A 20,840-nucleotide genomic window follows, 5' to 3' on the forward strand; every position below is an offset into this window, starting at 1 on the left:
ATCCTGCTACTCCTTTCCCTTATCCACGTTTGTCGGGATATGAATCACTATTTTGGTTCCTTGATTTTCTCCGGATTCAATCTCTATTCTTCCTTCTAACAGTTCAACCCGTTCTCTCATCCCAATCAGACCGAAGTGGGTATGATCCTTGCTTTTCTTGGCAAGAAGCTCCGGTTTGAACCCAAGCCCATTGTCCTGAACGACAATTTTGACGAGCTGAGCCTGGTATGTAATTTCCACTACAACATAAGTGGGATAAGCATGCTTTGCAGCATTCGACAGACCTTCCTGCACGAGGCGGTAGATTGCAGCCTCCATGGCTGAAGATAAACGATGTTCCTTACCTCTTGTTTCAAAAAGCGACCGGATTTTCGTTTTTACCTCAAAATCCTGCACGTACTTCCGAAGCGTTGGAATCAGTCCCAGATCATCCAGTGCCATAGGACGCAGATTGAAAATAACTTTTCTCATTTCTTCAAGACTGGAACGAACCTGGCCTTTCAAATCTACTATTTCGGCCTGGACCATCTTAAAATCCTGCTTAATGAGCATTCTTTCTACAATTTCCGTCCTAAGCACTAGATTCGCGAGCATCTGCGCAGGCCCGTCATGAATCTCACGAGCAATACGTTTCCGCTCTTCTTCCTGGGCCAAAATTATTTTCAAACCAATCATTTGTCGATTTTTGGCAGATTCGATGATCCGGGTCACTTGACCCAGTTCACCTGACAGGTATTCGAGTACAACACCCATCTGCGAACCGATGGTCTCGGCACGCTCCACAGAAGCTTCCACATTTTTGGCACGCTTCTGCAGATCATCCCGACGGGCCTTCAGATACATTTCCTTCTCACGATAAATCATCAGATCCAGCTGCAGCTGTGTTGCTTTCTCGTACGCCTGCTTGATATCATGTTCGGAATAACGGACAAAGTCGCGGCTAACCTCAGTCAGCCGGATCCGGGAACGGCGGTAGTTCAGCTCCAATTGATCTACTTTCTCGATCGTTTCCGCCGTCTCCTTCAGTACCGACTTTAACTCTTCGTTGAGTGTTTTCAGCTCATCGCGAGTTGCGTCCATAATTTCGAACATTTGATATTTGCTGTTTTCCATGACTTGTATGGCGTTTTTAATGACGCGGTCTATGGCATCGGCTTGTAAATCCACGTTTGTTCGACTCCATTTCTATCGTTTCCGGTATATATCATACCATATCACGATGAGATGGTAACGGTCTTCGTTTTCTGTTCCCATTTTACAGTCAGACCAAGTTGCTCGGAAACGAGTCTAAGTGGGACTAAAGTCCTACCACCCGTTACGTATGGTGCAACAGTTGCGCTCTGTCTTTTACCATTCAGAATGAATTCTTTCTGCCCTACCACCAGATCAATCAGCTTGCCACCACGTAATACCGTGATCCGCTGATTTTTGCTATCCCAGCTTGCCTGACCACCAAAAGCGTCCAAAACATGTTTGATTGGCACATACGTTGTACCATTTTTCAGGACTGGTGCTGCATCAATCGCTTTTTTCGTTCCGTTCACCGTCATCGATTTCTGTCCAAGCACAAGCGAAGCTGTACCCGTAGGCAATCCTACTTCACTGGACTTGGAAGGCATCGTGAATGCGATATTGTCAAAAGCAACCGTACCTGATTTCGCACGCTCATCCTGACCTTCCTCCACGTTCACCACATAGACCCGCTTCAGCTTCGCCGGATAGGCGATGTTCAGTCCGTTCAGGTCCACACTCAGCTTCTTCCACCCATTCCAGTCAATTGCCTTTGCGAGATCGGCATATACCGTTTTGCCATTGGCATCCGTGAATTCGGCACGTAGCCAGTTCAGGCTTTTATCTCCCATAACATCCATCGACATCGACGTAGCCGCTGCAGATACCTCTCTGCCGGTAGAACCATTCAGTTGTGCATAAGCGTACATTTTGCCTGTTCCAGCAGTCATATCATAACCAAGTTGCAGTACATTGGAGCCGGCTTTTTCACCCGTTCCTGCTGTAACGGTTGCCGTACCAGTTACACCCGCTGCGTTCGTTGTGAAGTTAATCGGATAATTCACGTTCTCGAAGTTCTCCCAGATCGTTTCACTTGCAGAAGCCGAGAGTACCACGACTGTGCTGTAACCATCATAACGTCCAATCGCATATCCCACTTGTGCACCGGAATTGACGGAAGATACGGTTAATTGGTCAGCAGTAACTTTACCTTTGAATCCGATAAATTCCCATGTCAGCGAGTCTGCCGGAACCGTAACACTTTGTCCACTCTTCGTTGTTGCCGTTACTGGAATGGACATCGTTGTGCCCGCTTTGAGCGAACCCAGACCTGATCCTGCTGTCAGGGAAGCCAATTCACTTCCACCCAATACTGATACTTTAATGGAAGATGAGGCTCCATTGCTCGTTGCCGTCAGCGTTGCTGTACCTGGCTTCACGCCTTTGATCGTTCCGTTGCTAACACTCACGATACTGTTGTTGCTGGATTTCCAGGACATGCTGATATCGCCTGTTGCAATTGGGTTGTAGTAAGTGTCATATCCTTTGGCTGTGTACTTGCCCTCTTGCCCCACCAGCAACGTTTGACTGCCACTCACGGCAAAGCCCTTCAGTTTACCTACAGGAGCCGTAGAGAACACACCTAGTGTGTTTACAACCTGACGTTGCTCGGTACCATACTCTGTGTTGAACGTCAGACCAGCGGTTTGCTCACCCAACGGACGTGTTACCATTGTTGTGGAGCCTCCTCCATCTAGGTTCATGCCTTTCCAGACACCCACACTGGTCATAAAGGATTGCAGTTCCGTCAGCGACATACCGCTGCTGTTACTATTTTTCTCCGCTGCAATGATGTAAACATACCGACCATCCTGGGAGTACCCTACTGCCGTTCTTGCACGAATGCCACCAATGCCGGAAGATGCGATATCACGGGAAAAGGAAGCTGCCTTGCCACCGTTTACCAAAATGGTGTGACCGCCAATCATCATCTCCAGGTTACTGGGATCGACCGATTGCCCAGTTGTTTTAGCTTTCAGCTTGTAATCCGCATCCAAGGTTTGCCCAACAGATAGATGGCTCATGATCCATGTCGCCGCTGTTCCATGCGCACGCAAAATGTACCCATCCTGCGGCACCGTCATGTTTAACGCTTTTTTATCCGAGATTTGGGTAACTACTCCGTTCTGCACGAGAACCTCTGTTGGCGTTGTGGAAGGATCATTTGGTCGTTTGCTCGACGTCCATGCCGGTGTATAAATATACATCGAGTTGGCATGGCTATATTTCACCGCACCCGACTCTACCGTGTAATCCTCTTTATTTATCCCACGCAAAGCAAAGGTTGAACCATCCTGCGCCTTCACTGTTCCGTCAAAAGAATACTCGTCGATCATCGGTTTGCCATCCTTGGTCACCGTGAGGGCATACATGCCCGACAGTTCGGAAGGTGTGGAGACCAGTACGCCATCCGAGACCTGTCCACCAATGGGCGCGAGCTCCCCGGATACATTGAAGTAATCGCCATTCACAGCAGCCACTGCACCATTTTCCTTGGCCATGGCACCTGTGCTCTGTTTGCTGTTCAGATTACCGCCCTTGCCTGTCATCACATCCAGCTTCACATACGGGTTCTGCAAATCCACTTGGATTACATCCGCCAGTACGTTGACCTTGGAACCGGAACGTGTTGTCGTATATCTGTATTTCATGAGCTTCGCACCCGAAGTCAGAATTTCTTCACTCAACTTGCTTGTATTCGTAGATGCTGCTGCAGCCACCGATTGCCACGAAGTGCCTGACCACATCTGCCCGCCTGCGCTCATCACCGGTGCAATCCAGATCACACCCGCCAGCGTCACAATCGCCCATTTCTTCACCTTACTGCCCTTAACGTCTTCCAGCTGTTTCCCATGTTTCCCCAGCATGTCTGAAACGTCTCTCCCATCTTGTATATCAATCTTAGACATCACGAACACTGCCAAGTAGGCAGCCGATAGCGAGATCTCTAGTATACTCTTCTATTAATAGACTGCTTTTTGTGGAAAAAGTTACGCCCATAGCCAAGATTGAGGTATATATTGGTTAATGAGTTTTTCACAAATAATCGTTCTGAAGCTTACAAAATTCCAGGTATTGAATGTAAATCTTGATAAATGAATGATAACTCTCGAAATCTTTCATAATAAATATCTTGGTAATGTTTATAAAAGTTACCTTTCTACTTTAACGACACTTTTATTTCCCCTTATCTAATTGTAAGAAAATCACAAAGAGTTCAGTAGATATGTATATTTCAAAAAAAAATACCCCCATAGATGAGCTTTTTAAGTAAGTTCATCTATGGGGGGGTATAATTATTACATTAATTCATATTATTTACATTTTAAATCAATTTTCTACTTATACAACTCATAACATATTCAATGATCCAATAATTTTTCTCTCCACCAAACATAAAGATCACTTAACATATTTATATTTCCAACATCATTTAAAGCCCTTGCCGTACAAACATCCACGACTCGAATTGGATTCAGTCGTATCTTCCCTGTCCCAGCCAGTAAGGGTTGATTAACATCAACATGATTTCGTGGTTTATTAATTACCACCCATTTCAGTTTATTGGATGAATGTATCAATACACTGCTAAAATAAATTCCAATATCTATTATTTGAGTTTCTGTATCTCTACTAAACTTTAATACATTTTGTTCTGCTTCAGGTCTCATCCAATCCGGTACTAGTTCCAATTCTTCATTCATTTCTTCTATTGTCATTTTTTTCTGTTCAATTCGAGGAATAAACCATTCCCAGAGAGAAATCAAAGAATCTTGACTAAAATCTAGCTGTATATGTGAACCAGATAATTCAACATATTCCTGTAATAATTCAATTCTTCGCGGGATGATCGAAAGAAACCATTCATAGTATTCCTCTGCTTCAGTTTTCGACATCACCGAAAAAGGAGTAAATTCAAAAGGCACCTCAATAGTTGGATACAATATTTCCACCTCACCATTACATTGATTCTAATTCTACATAGATTTCATTTAACTCCATGATTAGTTGTTTAAACAACTTATTATTCTCGTCAGAGTCAATATTCTTAAAATTAGTTTTTCCCAGAAAGGCCATATAGACACTCATCAACTTTTCTTGAATTCTGTTCTCCTCTTCTCTAAAAAGATCCATATCAAAAAAATTGTCAATCCTGACTATCTCTGATTTTGGAAAGCCCTTATTTTCTATAGAAGCTTCCAATACTTCTACTACGTAAGTTGCTTCATATACAAAATTACTTTCATTAGCCATATTACACCCCATTTGTAACAGAATCAGAAGGAAGGAACTAATTAGTTTAGTTGTCAAACTACCTTCTCCTTTTTTTGGTTTTAAAGTTGAATTCAGGCGGGTACAAGTGATTCGCATCCACATAATTTTCTGCCTGTCTAGTTGTCATTGACACAGTTTTACCATTACCATAATCCAAATAGAACTCGTAGAATATCTTCCCTTTATCGAAAAATTCAATATCCATATATAAATCACCTTCTACAATTATTCCTTTTATTGTTCGATACTGCGCTCCCCTAACAAGCTTTCCATTTACAGATTGATATTTTGTCAGTTGTTCTTCTGCATCTTCATAGTACCCGTCAGTATCACCGTAAGGAACATCTCGTCTGGCCTTTAATTCCCACATTTGACCGTTTGATGTTACTATATCTACCCAATAATGCTTATTAGGCCACCATGCAATTTCTTGTTCTATATGATATTCCAAAGTTGTGCTCAAGCCTGTTTTTAAATGTATTGCTTTTGCTGTATGAATTTGGGCAATTTCATGGAACGCTAAATATATTCGATTATCTCCATTAGCATTCAACACAGCATCGGATAATTGTAAATCTGTATATTTCGTTCCATCATTCCTACCATTCAAGAAGTCCTTCAAGAAGCCGTTTAAGAGATTTTTTGGCATGTGCCCACTAGGGTCCACGTACTTCAACGGGTTATTGTTTACATACGAATACAAATTCAAACTCAGTGGATCGTTCAGTTCACCTTCGTACGTATCCTCACCAATGAATCGACCCATGCCTGGATCGTACCATCGGGCTCGCAAATACTGTAACCCTATCGTTTCATCCCAATACTCGCCAGCATAACGAAGTATATTCGGTACGGTTTGTTCGGTCGTTGATGGCCCACCCCAGATATCATACGTATACTGGTTCAATACTTGACCGGCATCATCCACGAGTCCAACCACGTCTCCGTGACCGTTGAATTGGTAGTATTCCAGCTTGCCTGTTTGCTTGTCCTGACGTGCCCACAGTTGTCCATACAAATCATAGATGTAAGCATAAGTCAATTCTGCTTTTCCAGAAGTTACACTGGCCTCAGCCATGAGTTTGGCTTCTTCATCGTAGTAATAACGAATCGTTTGGTCGCCTTCCGTACGTTCATACAACAGTCCATCTCCATTATAGCTGTAGGTTACCGTTTTGCCTTCACCCGTTGCTTTAATCAGACGATTCTGGCTGTCATACGTATACTGTGCATCCTTTAGACCGTATATCTTACCACTTCCAATACTGTACCGGTTACCATTCGGGTCATAAGTATACGTTTCTTTTTGTGTGCCCGTTTCGGTCTGAATCCGGCTCAATTCATCGTATGTGTATTGATCGGTTTCCCCGTTCTGTGTACGAGACGTGATGTTTTTATTACCATCATATTCATAGGCGAACTGTTGCACCGCAGATGTCCCTTGAGAGATCGTGATTCCCGACAGGTCATAGCCATTGAACTGGTAGCTTGTGCTGAGACCCTTGCCAAACGACAATTTCTCCAGCAAGCTATTGGACGCATAACTGAATGTCATACGATCCACAGGCGTCGTCCCCGATGCTGCGAGTGCGTAATCAAGTCGTGTCCCATCCGGGAACGTCATTCCGTTCAGCACCCCATCTGCTGCACGATAACTGTACGTGGTCTTTCCATAATCATCAGTCATCGATGTTCTGCGGCCGATCTCGTCGTAGTAATCGCATCACCACCTGCTTTTTGGACATCAAATGTCCGATAGGGTACACCATATGTAGGGTTGCAGTAACTTTGCCTTTAACTTGAGACGACGTAAGAAAGAGCTTACATGCTTTAACAAAAAAAAGAACACCTCAAGAAATGCGCTTCCTTGAAGTGTCCCTATTAATTTATAGATATCCTAACTTGTCCAAAACCCGTTTCAACATGACTGCTGCCTGTGCACGAGTTGCATTTCCCTGAGGTTCAAATGTTCTGGCTGTCATGCCTTGAATGATTCCCTCCTGCACCGCTTTGGCAACAGAATCCTTGGACTGGATTTTGTTGCTGTCCTTGAACTTGGATAGAGTGGTAGCAGCGGAAGATTGAAGAGAGACTGTTTTCCCACCGTAGTTCATAGCACGTACCATCATAAGTGCCATCTGCTCACGCGTAATGGGGCGATCCGGCTTAAACGTACCATCGGTATTTCCTGTAATGATTCCCGCTTCAGCGGCAGCACCGATATAGGCACTTGTCACACTACCGCTACGAACATCCTGGAAACGACTTGCTGCGGTAGGTTCTCCATTCAGTCCAAGACCTCTAGCGACCAATTCAGCAAATTCCGCACGTGAAATGTTCTCATTCGGTCTATAGAAGGATCCATTAGGTGCACTAATAATCCATTTCGCAGAGAGCTCTTTAATGACTGCACTAGCCCAATGTGATGCCGTATCCTGATAGTTTACAGTACGGGTGACCGGAGCTACCGTCTGATTGCCATTTATCTGGCCTTTTATAACCATACCCCCAGCCGTACTTTTAAACGAACTAGGTACGTTGGATAACATAAGCGTAACCGGATCGATATAAGTATATACGGATGTGGCAGTAGGCGTATTTGCAGGTAATTTCATAGACAACTGGCTTTTGAGATCAAGTTCCATACGCTGATTATTGTTTCCATTAAAAGCAAACAGATATACATCCGTATTATTACCTAGCTTCTGTGCGCCCGAGTTAATAAGCATTCCATCCAATGTACCTGACGCAAGCACGGGTACCGTCTCAAGTTGCACGTAGAAGGATGGCTCGCGCACACCTGTTGATGCTCCAGTGGTTCCTACACTTCGACTCATAGCGGTTAAATCCAGATTGGAAAGAGGAACAGTCCAAAGACGATCACCATATTTCACACCAATGCTACCTGTGCGATAGCTTGCCGCAATCTGTGTCAGTGCATTCAACGGGAATCCAACATACGCAGAAGATTCACTATCGGGAACCTCAAACACAATAGGCTCCATGGTCTTACCGACCGCCGATGCGTATTCAAAGGTCTTGATTAGCTTGGTCGCATCCACATTGAATTGACGAGTAGAGCGATTATTACGTGACATCGCAGACTCGGCAGAAGCCGTATTATTGTTCATCACAAGTAAAGACTGACCATAGCTCGATGCATCTAGTTCTGTTAACCAGGCTGGAAGGCTGTTCGTCTGGCTACTGGTAGAACTATTGTTTGTCTGTTGCAACGTAAGTGGTCCAAATGCCGCTACAGTGACATTCGACGCATCCCGTAACGGCACTGCCCCAGGTACATAACTCACCGTTCCCGTCTGAGTAGCTATCGATGTTATTGCTGAAGTATCCACTTTCAACGTCACCACAGAGCCAGAAGCTGAAGCAGACAATACAGTTGTGGTTGAATTACCAATCACTACACTGAACTGAGATGCCGTTAGTGCAGCCTGGGACTGGATTGAATCACGGAAATTAATCTGAACCGTGTCTCCCTGAAGCGTAGCCGACAGGATTTTGCCATTTCCATATGTGTACGTTACTGGAGTCAGATTGAGATATCCTGCTGGGTTATTGTTCAGATCCGTTAATCGCAATGCTCCAGGTACATATGATAACGATATATTTTGTGTATCCTTCACCGCTGAAGCCAGCGTTAACGTGACCAGATCATTTTCGATCTCAGAATCATTAACGAAGACTGGCTTACCATCGACCAGAACAGAATATTGGCTGTTGAGCGGTTTATTCGTCGTGTTCAGTGGTTCATTGTAACGCATCCATAACTTGTTACCACTCACCTCAGCACTCTTAAACTCAGGTGGTTTGGTATCAATTGAATTACGGACATAGAAGCCGCTGAATCCAGCAAGAGCCTGTCCACGTGTATCTTTTACAGGCCATGAACCTGGCGTGTATGCAACCCGAACGACTTCACCATCCGTAATCGACCGACTAAGATTCAATGTCACCACAGAGCTGCCATTGATTGATATGCTATTGATGCCTACAGCCGACTGATCCGCAGTTACACTGAATTGTCTTGCTGCATCACTTGAAGTGATATATACCGTCTCAGGGTAGTACAACGTCATTGTACTGTAATACACGTTACCTTCTCGCGGCTTGGACATGACAGAATCTAAACCGTTCTCCACATCTCTTGCGCCAAAAGCAGCCGCAGCATTGGAAGACTGATCTGTAAGACGATTACCTGTAGTCCCCGGCGCATAAGTGATACGCACAATTTGTCCTACGGCTACCCCTGTATCCAATACAACATATACACTATCACCCGAAATATAAGTGGAACTAACATTCCGATTTTCTCCATTCACAGTAACGGTATAGCTGCTGCTCAGAGGACTGATATCATTAAGCCACTTATCGTACGTTAGACGAATCGTGTTGTTACTATGCATCTTAGCACTCTTTATTACAGGTACTGTTGTATCTCTGCTTAATGTTTTGAATGCCCATGCCGTAGATCCATTCAGACCAGCGAACGTATTGCCTGCTTGATCGCGAAACGTATTGGCAGGAATATCGACAGTATAACTCGAATTATTCTCCAATGTGCTTGTTGGCGTAATGATCAGTTGTCTGTTGTTCGAACTAAAGGTCGTCGTTGATTCAACAGTCGCCCCATTGGCTTTCTTAAGAATGGCTTTGCCCGTGAAGATGGGATCGAGTTCCTTGTTGAATGTAATCGTTAAATTACCCGTCAAAGGCGCATTGGTAGTACCATTTGTTGGAGATACTGTGGACACCGTTAGGGATGTAGGATCAGACTGCACATTGAATCCCCAATCCATACCATTGATGGAATTAATATCATTCCCCTGCTGATCTCGCAGAAAACCCTCAGGCATCACGATGTAATATGTATTATTACTGTTGAAGTTTTTCACAGGATCAATTGTAATCGTCCTAGTTTCGAGCCCTGTAATCCTTGGCGATCCAGTAGTCGTTATCGGAATTTCTTCATATGGTGTACTTGAAACGTTTCCCTGGAAAATCTGAAGCGTCCCTGCGCCAGCAACGACTGGCTGATTAAAGGTTAACGTCAGAACTTCTGAAGGTTTGATTTGAATGGCTGCATTCTGAGGAGTCTTTTTCGTAATAAAATTAGTGCCTACTCCCTGGGTATCAAACGTCCACTCTTTGTTCAGTCCCGCAAACGTAGTAGGATTCGTCTCACTACCATTATCTGCGTAAACAAACGCATCGGCATCAATCTGAACGTAATACTTCCCCCCTGGGAGCGACTTTTCTGGTGTAATCGTTACATATTGTCCCATAGCAGGTGATGTAGTTGAGCCATCTCCTGTAGGTGGTACTGCTGGGGCTGTGATTGGTCCAGTAGTTCCAATGGTTACCTTATTACTTGCTACGGCTACTGAAGTAACAATCGTATTATCATTGAAACGTTTAATCGCTATCACACCTTGCGTGTCCGTTGCCTTTTGAACCGGTCTAGCAAATTCAATAACCAATGGCGCTGACCCATCAACGTTTTTGTCGTTTACTCCTGGAACTGTATTTACAATTCCCTTTGTAGTCAATTCACCAGCAGCGTATGCTCCCTGCTCGACTCCACTCCAACCCGTAAGCCAACCTTGAGCCATTAGCATGACGATCAAGAGTCCGAGCATGCCTTTTTTGGCAATTCTCTTCAATTTCACTGATCTTCCCCCTTATCTGAATTTCTTCTCTTGTCTGATGTACAGACCTCATTATGTATTTCGGTTAGAGAAGGGATTTCATTTAGTTATTTGGGGATTTATTCCATAATTTTTCCTTTGTCCATGACAAGCAGTGAAATCGATGGAAGCACAAAAAAGCCCTTAATTCCTTATCGGAATCAAGGGCTTCATTACTATTGTAACTAACTTACAGACCTGCTTGAGTTTTCAAAAGGTCTACTTTGTCCACTTGTTCCCAAGGTACATCCAGATCTGTACGGCCGAAGTGACCGTAAGCAGCGGTTTGTTTGTAGATTGGGCGACGCAGATCCAGCATACGAATGATGCCAGCCGGACGAAGATCAAAGTTGTTACGCACAAGCTCAACCAATTTCTCTTCGCTGACTTTGCCAGTTCCGTATGTATCCACGTTGATCGATACCGGGTTGGCTACACCAATCGCGTAGGCGAGCTGGATTTCAACTTTGTCTGCAAGACCTGCAGCTACAAGGTTTTTCGCTACGTAACGAGCCGCATATGCTGCGGAGCGGTCTACTTTTGTTGGATCTTTACCAGAGAACGCACCACCGCCGTGGCGTGCATAACCGCCGTAGGTATCTACGATGATTTTACGTCCAGTAAGGCCTGCATCTCCCTGAGGTCCGCCAATAACGAAGCGTCCTGTTGGGTTGATGAAATATTTAGTCTGCTCATCCAGCAATCCAGCTGGAACGACAGGCAAGATTACATGTTCTTTGATATCTTTTTGGATCTGCTCCAGCGTAGTCTCTTCAGCGTGCTGAGTAGACACAACGATTGTATCCACACGTACCGGTTTGTCACCGTCGTATTCAATCGTTACTTGCGTTTTACCATCCGGACGAAGATATTCCAATGTACCGTTCTTACGCACTTCCGCCAGACGACGCGCGATACGGTGGGACAGAGCGATTGGCAAAGGCATGAGTTCAGGTGTTTCGTTCGTTGCAAAACCGAACATCAAACCTTGGTCACCTGCACCAATGTTTTCTGTTTCACGAGCGACTTGTTCCGGGTCACGGTTCTCAAGCGCTGCGTTAACGCCTTGGGCAATATCAGCGGACTGCTCATTCAGAGAAGTCAGAACTGCACAAGTGTTATAATCAAAACCGAACTTGGCACGTGTGTAGCCTATATCCTTAATTGTATTACGAACGATGGACGGAATGTCCACGTATTCAGAAGCTGAACTGATTTCACCGATGACAAGCACTAAGCCTGTGGCTACGGAAACTTCGCAAGCTACGCGAGCATTAGGATCGTTCGCAAGGAACGCGTCCAATACGGCGTCTGAGATCTGATCGCAGATTTTATCCGGATGTCCTTCGGTTACAGACTCCGATGTAAATAGATGCCGGCCTTTAACAGACATGAAGTTTCAACCTCCCATAACTAGTAGTATGGCGATTGCCCGAACAAAACATGACAGCGATTCGTTCACTGTACCCTCGAAGCTTTCCAAAAATGGAATAAGGACGCAGGGTCCGCAGTACCGAAGATAAGGATTTTTCAGGTAATTGCCTCAAACGAAAATCAACCTTTCCCTAGTGGAAAAGGTTGCATACCTCAAGTGCCATCTTAACGTATTTGTCAAGACGTGTCAAACGAAATGGGGTAAGGAAAATGCCCTATAAGTGCTGTTCTGCCTGGCGAATTAGCCTTTTGGTGATCTCTCCACCAACCGATCCATTCTCACGGGAAGTCAGATGTCCCCACCCTTTGTATTGCCCATAAGAGTGATCACTTACTTCACCCAGTTCAGATCCAAATTCTGTATCCGCACCAGCTAAACCTCTGCCACCATAACCTACATTGAGACCAAACTCTGCAGCAATCTCATACTTCATCTGATCCAGCATTTGACGACTTTCGGGTACCACTTTGCGATTGCTTCTAGCCATGATTCCTGCACCTCCATTAATTGATTGTCAACAGTTATAGAGTGAGCAGGAACAAGGCTGGCTAGCCGTATTAATGTTTGTTAGAACTGGGTAATCTGAGCAAATGAAATGTATAACTAATGAATAATTCCTTTAACAGCTACAAATCCTATTTCAGAGTATATCCACCACGAACCATTACAGTTAAGCTGTATTTGTTTCCTTCCAATACCGTGATCCCCCGTCCATCCCTTGGAAAAGAGAGCAGGTGATTGGTCGGCGCTGCCTGTCCATTCGTCAGATCAATCCCGTCCGTCAGATCAGCTACACCGTTCGTACCTTCACTGACGATCACAGCCTTGCCGCTACGTACAATGAACTCCGCGCCGGACTTTCCGATCAGCTGTTGACCCGGCTTTACGGTTACGATCTCAACGGCTTCAGAAGCGCCTGAGACCAGTGGAGGAAGTGATGTATCTCCACCTGTGCTACCGGAGTTCCCGGTTCCTGTAGAGCCAGTATTGTTACCATTTCCTGCATTGCTGTCTGTTCCCGTATTGGTACTTCCTCCTCCAGTCGGGATCTTACCGCCCAAAGCCTGTTGGATCTGCTGATCTACATAACTCTTTGTTACAACCGGATCATCTGCTGTTCCTGGCTGGCTTGTACCTGCACCGATGGCTGTATTACTGTATACCGACCCAACCCAGACGCCAACACCAATGGCGAGCGCAGCGAGGGATACTTTCATATAAGGTTTCATGTGAATCATTTTCCTCCTCTGGTAATCTATTAACTTTAACTATAGAGAAAAAATAGGGAAGCGACAAGCAAAACCTCGTCTCCGTGTTGTAGAAGACGAGGTTTGGATGTCTTAAATAGCAAGAAATAATAGCAAGTATATTCAGTAAGTATTCTTGAATTGTTGTTATCTGGTTATTCAGCCCTCAGGAATCACAGGAATTTCAGGTTCTTCTTTTGGCAATTTGGACACATCGTATCCATAAGCTTGCTCTGCAAGGAGCAAACGTTGTCCTTGGAACTGATCATATATCGCTAAGCGGTAAGACCCACCTCTCAATTTTTCAAAGAAGCTGTCTTCTAAGCTCCAACTTAAAGTCTGATTACTTCCTACTTTCAAATCCGTACCTGGAGTCAGTTCTTTCTCAAAAACTTTTCCATTCTGAGCTGTAAATGCAAGAATCCATTTGTGTTCATACTCAGCCATTTCGATCTCTTCACTACGATTAAGCGTGTAATTCATGTCAACTTGTACAGAATTGCTGCCCACCAAATATGCACGAACACTGTTAGCAGTTAATGAATACGGATAAAGATCAATGTTGTTAAAGTTCCCTTGAACACTTATGGAGGTTGGTGGTACCTCGAATGCCATTGCATTCACATAAGCGGTAGCTTCACCTTCACCAGTAACAAACTTGCTATCTGCAACGCCCTCACCCACAAGCAGACGCAAATCTGAGAATGTAACTGACTTCGGAAGTTTCGCCGAGAACGTCACAATTGACTTCTGACCCGGGCCAGGTGAGCGTTCAGATTGTTTAGCAGTTGCTTTGTAATATTGACCTTCCGATGTCTTGAAGTATCCTACCAATTTTCCAAGTCCATTCTGACGTAGTGATTTATTGGTCATCTCAAATTCGGTATATACTATATCTGAGGATGTTCCAGGATAACGTATCGTTCTACGAACACTCATTTCAGTCTCTTTATCCAGAGCACCAGATGTATAAGTCTTACCTGAGCCAACATAAGATACAGGTTGAATTAATCCCGATGTGTTCAAGGTAATCCACTCATTCGTTTCTTCTTCACTAACTTTCTCGATCAAACTCACTTCAAGACGCCCCATGAGGAGTTCCGAAGGGATTTTGGTCAGAAGATACGCTTCAGTAGTCATGCCTGCCCCAAGAAGCTTTCCACTTTGGGTGTAGATCAGTTTCTTGTCACCATCGATCTGAGCTGAATCAATCGTGAACATTGCTTCGAGCTCTGGAAGCTGCACTGTTTTGGTTCCCGCATTACGAATCGTGACTTTAGCTGCCACAATATCACTGTCTAACCACGGCAAGCGTTGTAATGAACCCAAAGATACGCCAAATGTACCTTTATTGTTCTTAATTACAGTCTCTGTAGTTAGACCATCACCGCTTGATACAGACTCTGGTATAGCATAGATTCCTACAGGATAGGAAAAAACTAAAGTGCTAGAAGAACTCGTGGATTCTGTAGTCTCGCTCTTATCCAAAGGACTCATCGCATATAACTTGATCTGACTTGCATCACCGTTGCCTTGAATTGTGGTATTAAGTTTAATAGTTTTTATATCTCCAGGATTTAACTTCAACGTTTCTAATGCCTTTGTTTCAACAGGATAAATGGTACCATCTGCAGTACGAACTTCAAAAGTGTAAGTAGGAACCTTAATTACCTTTTTGCCCTCATTCTTCAATACAAACTGCATATTCAAATCATATTCATTCTCATTTACACGTATTTTTGCAGACTCAAGTAAAGTGGACAGTCGTTGTCCGTCTACAGAAATTATATTAGGTTCATTTGCTGTCGTTTCTACGTTTGATGTGCTTGCCTGCGGTAATTGTAAAGCCGCAACAGGTAGTGCTGTCTTCTCTTCACCCTGTTCCTCTACCAGTAACAATTCTGATTTTAATAGCTTTACCGATGTTGGTAAGGACACCATTAAGCTAAGTGTCTTGTTTGCCTGCGCCTGAATACTGATGCTTGCACTATCCTTATCTGGAGATAAGGGATAATTGGTACCGCTTGGCGTGCGCAAGATCCATTTGATATTCGGGTTCTCAAGCAATTTGTAGCTGATATTATTGAGGTTCACACCGACTTTGACATATTGATTCTTATTTTCCCCAGGAAACACCTTAATACCTGACACCTTAACCTTCACAGACGAGTCACTGAGACGAACTGTTTTCGTCTTCCCTACAGCTGTTGTAATACTATATGATGCAGGAACATTAAATTCCCCTAAGGTACTTTCATAATTAGGCTTACTGAAATCCCACTTAACGATCAGGAAGTTCAGATCACTCAGCTTTACTTCACGTCCAACCTTCATCGTGTAGGTTAGATCTACGCTTGATCCGGCAGCTACGGTTTTCTTTTCTTGATCCTTGGCAATCAGTTTAGGCGAGAACAACGTACCACCTTTTGTTTTTACCTTGCTCCAATAATCGAGCATCATCAAAGGCTTGCTATCATTGTTCTTATAGGTCAATGTGTATGTAACAATATTACCGTCATCTTGTGAGAGAATGTTTACGTCAGTTAATCTAACTGAACTACGCGCGGTTACCTTAACAGGAGACAAGTTCCCTAAAGTATGTACTACCTTATTCTCTGTTGATGATTTACTAGATGTGGTATTTGAACTATTGGTAGTTGTTTTATTCGTATTATTGTCAGTGTTCGCTGCAGCAGTAATTCCAGCAGTTGAACTCAAAACCAAGGCACTCGCCAAAAGACTCACTAAAACTTTCCTTTGTTCCACTTCCAAACCTCCCATAAGTTGCTTGTTGCTTTATAGTATAAACGTTTAAAAGAGGAAGAAAGTTACGATGTTGTTGGTTTTAATAAAACGAATCAAATAAATAGATTGAGGAATCGCTTTTCATAGCGAAGTACTCGTGTATAAGCTAGCACACTGCACCGCCCCTTCATTTCCAACTCAATAACGAAACGAAAGTTTCCAATCGAAGTTTTACACATCATCTTGACTTAAAATCAATAATCGCTTTTTCTAGGAGTGCAAAGTACCTAAAAACAGATAATTTTGAATATAATTATATTTATTAAAAGAGCCCTGTAGAGATTAATCTCTACAGGGCTCTTTCTCATTCGACAATTTTACTCATCAGAATAGCATTGTCTCAAGCGTTATTTAGTTCTTAACAATTGTAGTAATAACAGTAGTAGTCGTTACATCGAATGTTACTGTAGCAGTAGTACCTGTAGCTTTAGTAAGTGTAGCAGTTAATGTTGCGTTACCTGCTCCTACGTAAGCACCAGCATTAGTAATTACAGATGTATCATCTGAAGTCCAAGTGATAGCAACTCCATCAGCAGCTGTTGCAGGAAGTGTACCTAGGTTAGCGCCACTAGCATCAATTGTAGGTGCAACAAGTGCAGTTGCAGCAGCATTGATTGCAGCTGTAGCAAGTGTAGCTTCAGCAGTAGCAACAGTAGTGTTTTTAGTATTAACTTGAGTTGTCAAAGCGTTTGTATCCGCTGTTGGAGCACCTGCACTTACAGCTTCAGCGATTTTACCAGTAGCGATTACACCTGAAGCTTTAGCAAGAGTAACTTCATTGCTAGTAGTCACAGGCAATGCAACATAATCAGCAACTGCATCTTTAGCAGCTTTCAGAGCAGTATCTGCAGTAGCATTTGTAGCTTTAGAAACTGTTACTGTAGTTACAGCACCAGCTGGGATTGCTGGAGTAGTTCCAGTAGCTGCAATTGCAGCAATTCTTACATTGTAAGTACCAGCAGCTAGACCATCAATTTGAGTCGCATTTGCTGCTACACTAGTGTAAGATGTTGCACTTGAAAGTTTATATTCATAACGTTTAGCAACATCAAGGCCTTTAATAACACCATCATCATTAGTAGCATAAGATGAATTAACTGTAGTCAAAGTTGGTGCAGCTGTACCTGTTACAGTACCACTAGTTTCTTTACCACTGAAAGCAACAGCTTCATTTTTCACATCAGTATCATCTGTAAGATACTTAGATCCTGTGAAGTTCACTGTGTATTTAGTAGTAGTAGTTCTGGTATCTTTATCAAGAAGATTAATTGTAACATATTCATTACCATTAGTGAAACTTACTGTAAAGTCATTACCCGCAACTAATTTTTCACCATCATTGTAGCGAATAACTTCAAAATCTTTAGCAAGCAAATCTACGTTTGCAACATTATCCAGTTTAAGCTTCTCAGAGAAGTCTACTTGGATACTTTCTCCAGTAACTTTAAGGTTTTGGTATCCACCAGACACATTAGCTTTAACAACTGGAGCTACTTTGTCAAGTACAGTAGTAGTTTGTTCTGCAACTGTAGCATAAGTGCCAGCCAACGTACCAAGTCTGTTAACATCAACTTTCACGCTCACATCACTTGCAGAAGTACCAATATCATTCTCAAGAACCAATTTAACAACAGAGGTTCCATCAAGTACAACTTCTTTAATAGCAACTGCATTACCTTCAGCATTAATTACAGTAAATGCATTTTTAGGAGCAGAAGTTACGCTAGAAGACAATTTAACTTGAATTGTGTTTTTTGCTGTCAGAGCTGCACTATAACCAGCATAGTCTGTATCATAAGTTGCCAATCCAACAGTGATATCAGCTGTTGTTGGGATCATATTCAAATTGCTATTATCAACAAATTGTTTCAACAAGTTGCCAGCTGTATCTTTCACGCCAAGAACATACAAACTCTGAACGTTTCTTGTGGAAGTGGAGTTTCCAGCTGCAAATACAACAGATTGATTTTTATATGTTTCAACAAATTTAATGGATACAGCTTTGCTGTCGTTCAATACAGTGATATCAGCCAATTCAGGAGTCAACGTAACTCTGTCTCCGTTGATTACGACATGATAGTTAGAGTAGTCAGCAAGTGTTGCAGGATCCATTTTCTTGTCGAAGCCAACAATTACAGTACGATTGCTCACACTAACTAATTTCGAATCCAATTTAGGAGTCGTTATATCAGCCAAGTTCACTTTACCGCTGTAATCAAGCATTGTGTTACCAAGTCTTGTGTTGTCTTTGATGTTTTTGATTGTTACAGTGTTATCACCTGTGGACAATGCAGTGTACAATTCAATTGTAATTACATTGTTGTCATTACCACTTCTTACTGCGTCTTTAACAGCAACAACTTTTCCATCTTTATCAGTCACACTGTAGTTCTTAGTTTCTTTTACAGAATCATTAAGAAGAGCTTTAGAGAAAGTAACTTGAATGTGTTTGGAATCAATTGCTTCTGCTTTTCTTACTTCAGGACGAGTTTGGTCAATTTCAGCGTTAACTGTAACTGAAGTGTCCTTAGCAATTTGGTTACCGGAGTAATCTTTTACTCCTTCAACATAGACCAATACAGCACCTGTTGGCAGAGCGTTTGCTTTGTCGAAAGTGAATTTGTATTTGTTGTCAGCCAATGCTTTTGGTGTTCCAGTAGCCTTGATTTTGTCAGTACCGGATTTCCAGTATACATTGTCAGAATCAAGAGTTTCTGGATCAACTTCTTCAGAGAATGTAAGAGTTACACTTTCCAAAGTTGCAGTTGCTGCAGTAATTGTTGGAGCATCTTTATCTTCAACAACTGTAATGTCATGTGAAGTTGTCAGGGATACAAAACCAGCATAGTCTTTAACGCCAACTACAGTAAGTTTGTGATCTCCAACAGTAAGAGCTGAAGTGCTGTAAGGTGTCAACACAACTGTTCTCAATGTAGGTTGAGTGATTTTACCGAAGTATGCTTTACCATCAAGTTCGAAGTTACCTTGTGCTGGCAATTGTACCGGCTCACTGAATACTACTTTAACGGATTTAGTACCCAAAGATTTAACTGATTCAACTTTAGGAAGCTCATTGTCCGCGATTGAGAATTCAACGTCTTTTGCACTCACTACAACATTACCAGCTTTAACGTTGGAGACATTCAAGAAGTCAACTTTATTGTTGTTCAGAGTGCCTTGCAACTCAACTGTAACTGTTTTCTTGTCATCAGACAATGTAGCAGTTTTGATTGCTTTGCCTGATTTCAAAGAGTAGTTAGAGATGTCTGTAGCAGTATCTTCGTCAACAGTACCATCGAAAGCAACAGTTACTTCTTTCAGGTTAGCTGCAGATACTTTTTCTACTTTAGTAGCTGTAGTTACTACATAAGTAACTTTCTCAGTGAATTCTTTATCTTTGTAAGTGAATTTCACTTCAGTTTCTTTGTTAGCTTCAAGAGCTTTATCCAAAGTTACTTTTACAGTTTCGCCATCGCTGATTTTAAACTCAACTACTTTACCAGCTTCAGATACTGTGTAAGATTCAACTTTGATGCTTTGAGCTTCATCAATTGCGTAAGCAGCACCTACAAGCAATTCACGGGAAGCATTTCCAGCGAAGTTAGCGTTAGCGTCGATCAGACCTGCATTGATCGCTGCTTGAGCGTAACCTTTAGCCCATGCTGCTGCAGTGTTGTTTGTTTCAGCTGGGATTTCAAGATCCAATGCACGAGTCAGGATTGTAGCCATTTCAGCTACTGTTACTTTACCGTTGAAGTCGAAGATTTTCTTCTCAACGTTTTTACCTTCCATGATACCCGCAGCAGTTACTGCTTCGATGTAAGGTACAGCCCAGTTTTTAGCTGTGTAGTTTTTGTCACTGTAAGAAAGAGTTCCAGTGATCTCTTTCAGACCCAGCAATTTAGTGATAACTTTTGCAAACTCAGCACGAGTCATGTCTTTGTCAAGACCTGCTGTACCATCCGGATAACCGTTGAAGATACCTTTTGCTTTCAATGCATCAAACTGTTGTTGCGGGGAAACTGCTGTGTCACCGAATGCTACAGATGCAAACATTGAGAATGCCATTGCTGTAGACAATGCTACGGATAAAATTTTCTTCATAACCTTTTTTTCTCCTCCTTGGGTGTACATAACATTTGAATTTTCTTTAATAGGGTCGCTCGTATTTCTCATATATTGTTGCACCCCCTTTCCAGAGTTTGTGAGCAAGTTAATATAAATGATGTCTGTGAGCTATCACAGAAACTTGTAAACTAAGATTGTAAAGCAGATTTATACGAAAATAGAGTAGTTTCCTAATCC

Annotated in this window: 11 protein-coding genes; all 11 read right to left on the reverse strand. The window is 42.8% G+C overall.

Going from position 1 to position 20,840, the window contains the following annotated elements:
• Positions 1-6: 6 nt before the first annotated feature.
• Complete coding sequence (locus MHB43_RS29300) at positions 7-1,167, reverse strand: sensor histidine kinase (RefSeq protein WP_074092506.1); 1,161 nt, start codon at positions 1,165-1,167, stop codon at positions 7-9.
• A 47-nt stretch (positions 1,168-1,214) separates the two neighbouring features.
• Entirely contained in the window at positions 1,215-3,938 is a 2,724-nt protein-coding gene (locus MHB43_RS29305; RefSeq protein ID WP_339179857.1) for a stalk domain-containing protein, read from the reverse strand.
• Between the two features lie 495 nt (positions 3,939-4,433).
• Positions 4,434-5,015: a hypothetical protein gene (locus MHB43_RS29310; RefSeq protein WP_339179860.1), complete on the reverse strand. Its 582-nt coding sequence runs from the start codon at positions 5,013-5,015 to the stop codon at positions 4,434-4,436.
• A gap of 16 nt (positions 5,016-5,031) precedes the next feature.
• A complete protein-coding gene (locus MHB43_RS29315) occupies positions 5,032-5,382 on the reverse strand; it encodes a hypothetical protein (protein ID WP_339179861.1) in 351 nt (116 codons plus the stop codon).
• Between the two features lies 1 nt (position 5,383).
• A complete protein-coding gene (locus MHB43_RS29320) occupies positions 5,384-7,033 on the reverse strand; it encodes an RHS repeat-associated core domain-containing protein (RefSeq protein WP_339179863.1) in 1,650 nt (549 codons plus the stop codon).
• Positions 7,034-7,232: 199 nt separating this feature from the next.
• On the reverse strand, positions 7,233-11,030 hold the full coding sequence (locus MHB43_RS29325) for a SwmB domain-containing protein (protein WP_405130911.1): 3,798 nt from the start codon (positions 11,028-11,030) through the stop codon (positions 7,233-7,235).
• 208 nt (positions 11,031-11,238) lie between these two features.
• Positions 11,239-12,441, reverse strand: a complete 1,203-nt coding sequence (metK, locus tag MHB43_RS29330; protein ID WP_036612510.1) for a methionine adenosyltransferase — start codon at positions 12,439-12,441, stop codon at positions 11,239-11,241.
• Positions 12,442-12,697: 256 nt separating this feature from the next.
• Positions 12,698-12,970 (reverse strand): alpha/beta-type small acid-soluble spore protein, encoded by a 273-nt coding sequence (locus MHB43_RS29335; RefSeq protein WP_017691962.1) that lies wholly within the window; start codon positions 12,968-12,970, stop codon positions 12,698-12,700.
• A 148-nt stretch (positions 12,971-13,118) separates the two neighbouring features.
• On the reverse strand, positions 13,119-13,712 hold the full coding sequence (locus MHB43_RS29340; RefSeq protein ID WP_036667757.1) for a hypothetical protein: 594 nt from the start codon (positions 13,710-13,712) through the stop codon (positions 13,119-13,121).
• A gap of 177 nt (positions 13,713-13,889) precedes the next feature.
• The gene (locus tag MHB43_RS29345) at positions 13,890-16,496 is read right to left on the reverse strand and encodes a hypothetical protein (protein WP_405130912.1); all 2,607 of its coding nucleotides are present in this window, start codon (positions 16,494-16,496) and stop codon (positions 13,890-13,892) included.
• A 390-nt stretch (positions 16,497-16,886) separates the two neighbouring features.
• Positions 16,887-20,711 carry an S-layer homology domain-containing protein gene (locus MHB43_RS29350; RefSeq protein WP_405130913.1) on the reverse strand — a complete coding sequence of 1,275 codons (3,825 nt, stop codon included), beginning with the start codon at positions 20,709-20,711 and terminating at the stop codon, positions 16,887-16,889.
• Positions 20,712-20,840 lie beyond the last annotated feature (129 nt).

The organism is Paenibacillus sp. FSL H8-0317 (assembly GCF_045040685.1).
GTDB lineage: Bacteria > Bacillota > Bacilli > Paenibacillales > Paenibacillaceae > Paenibacillus.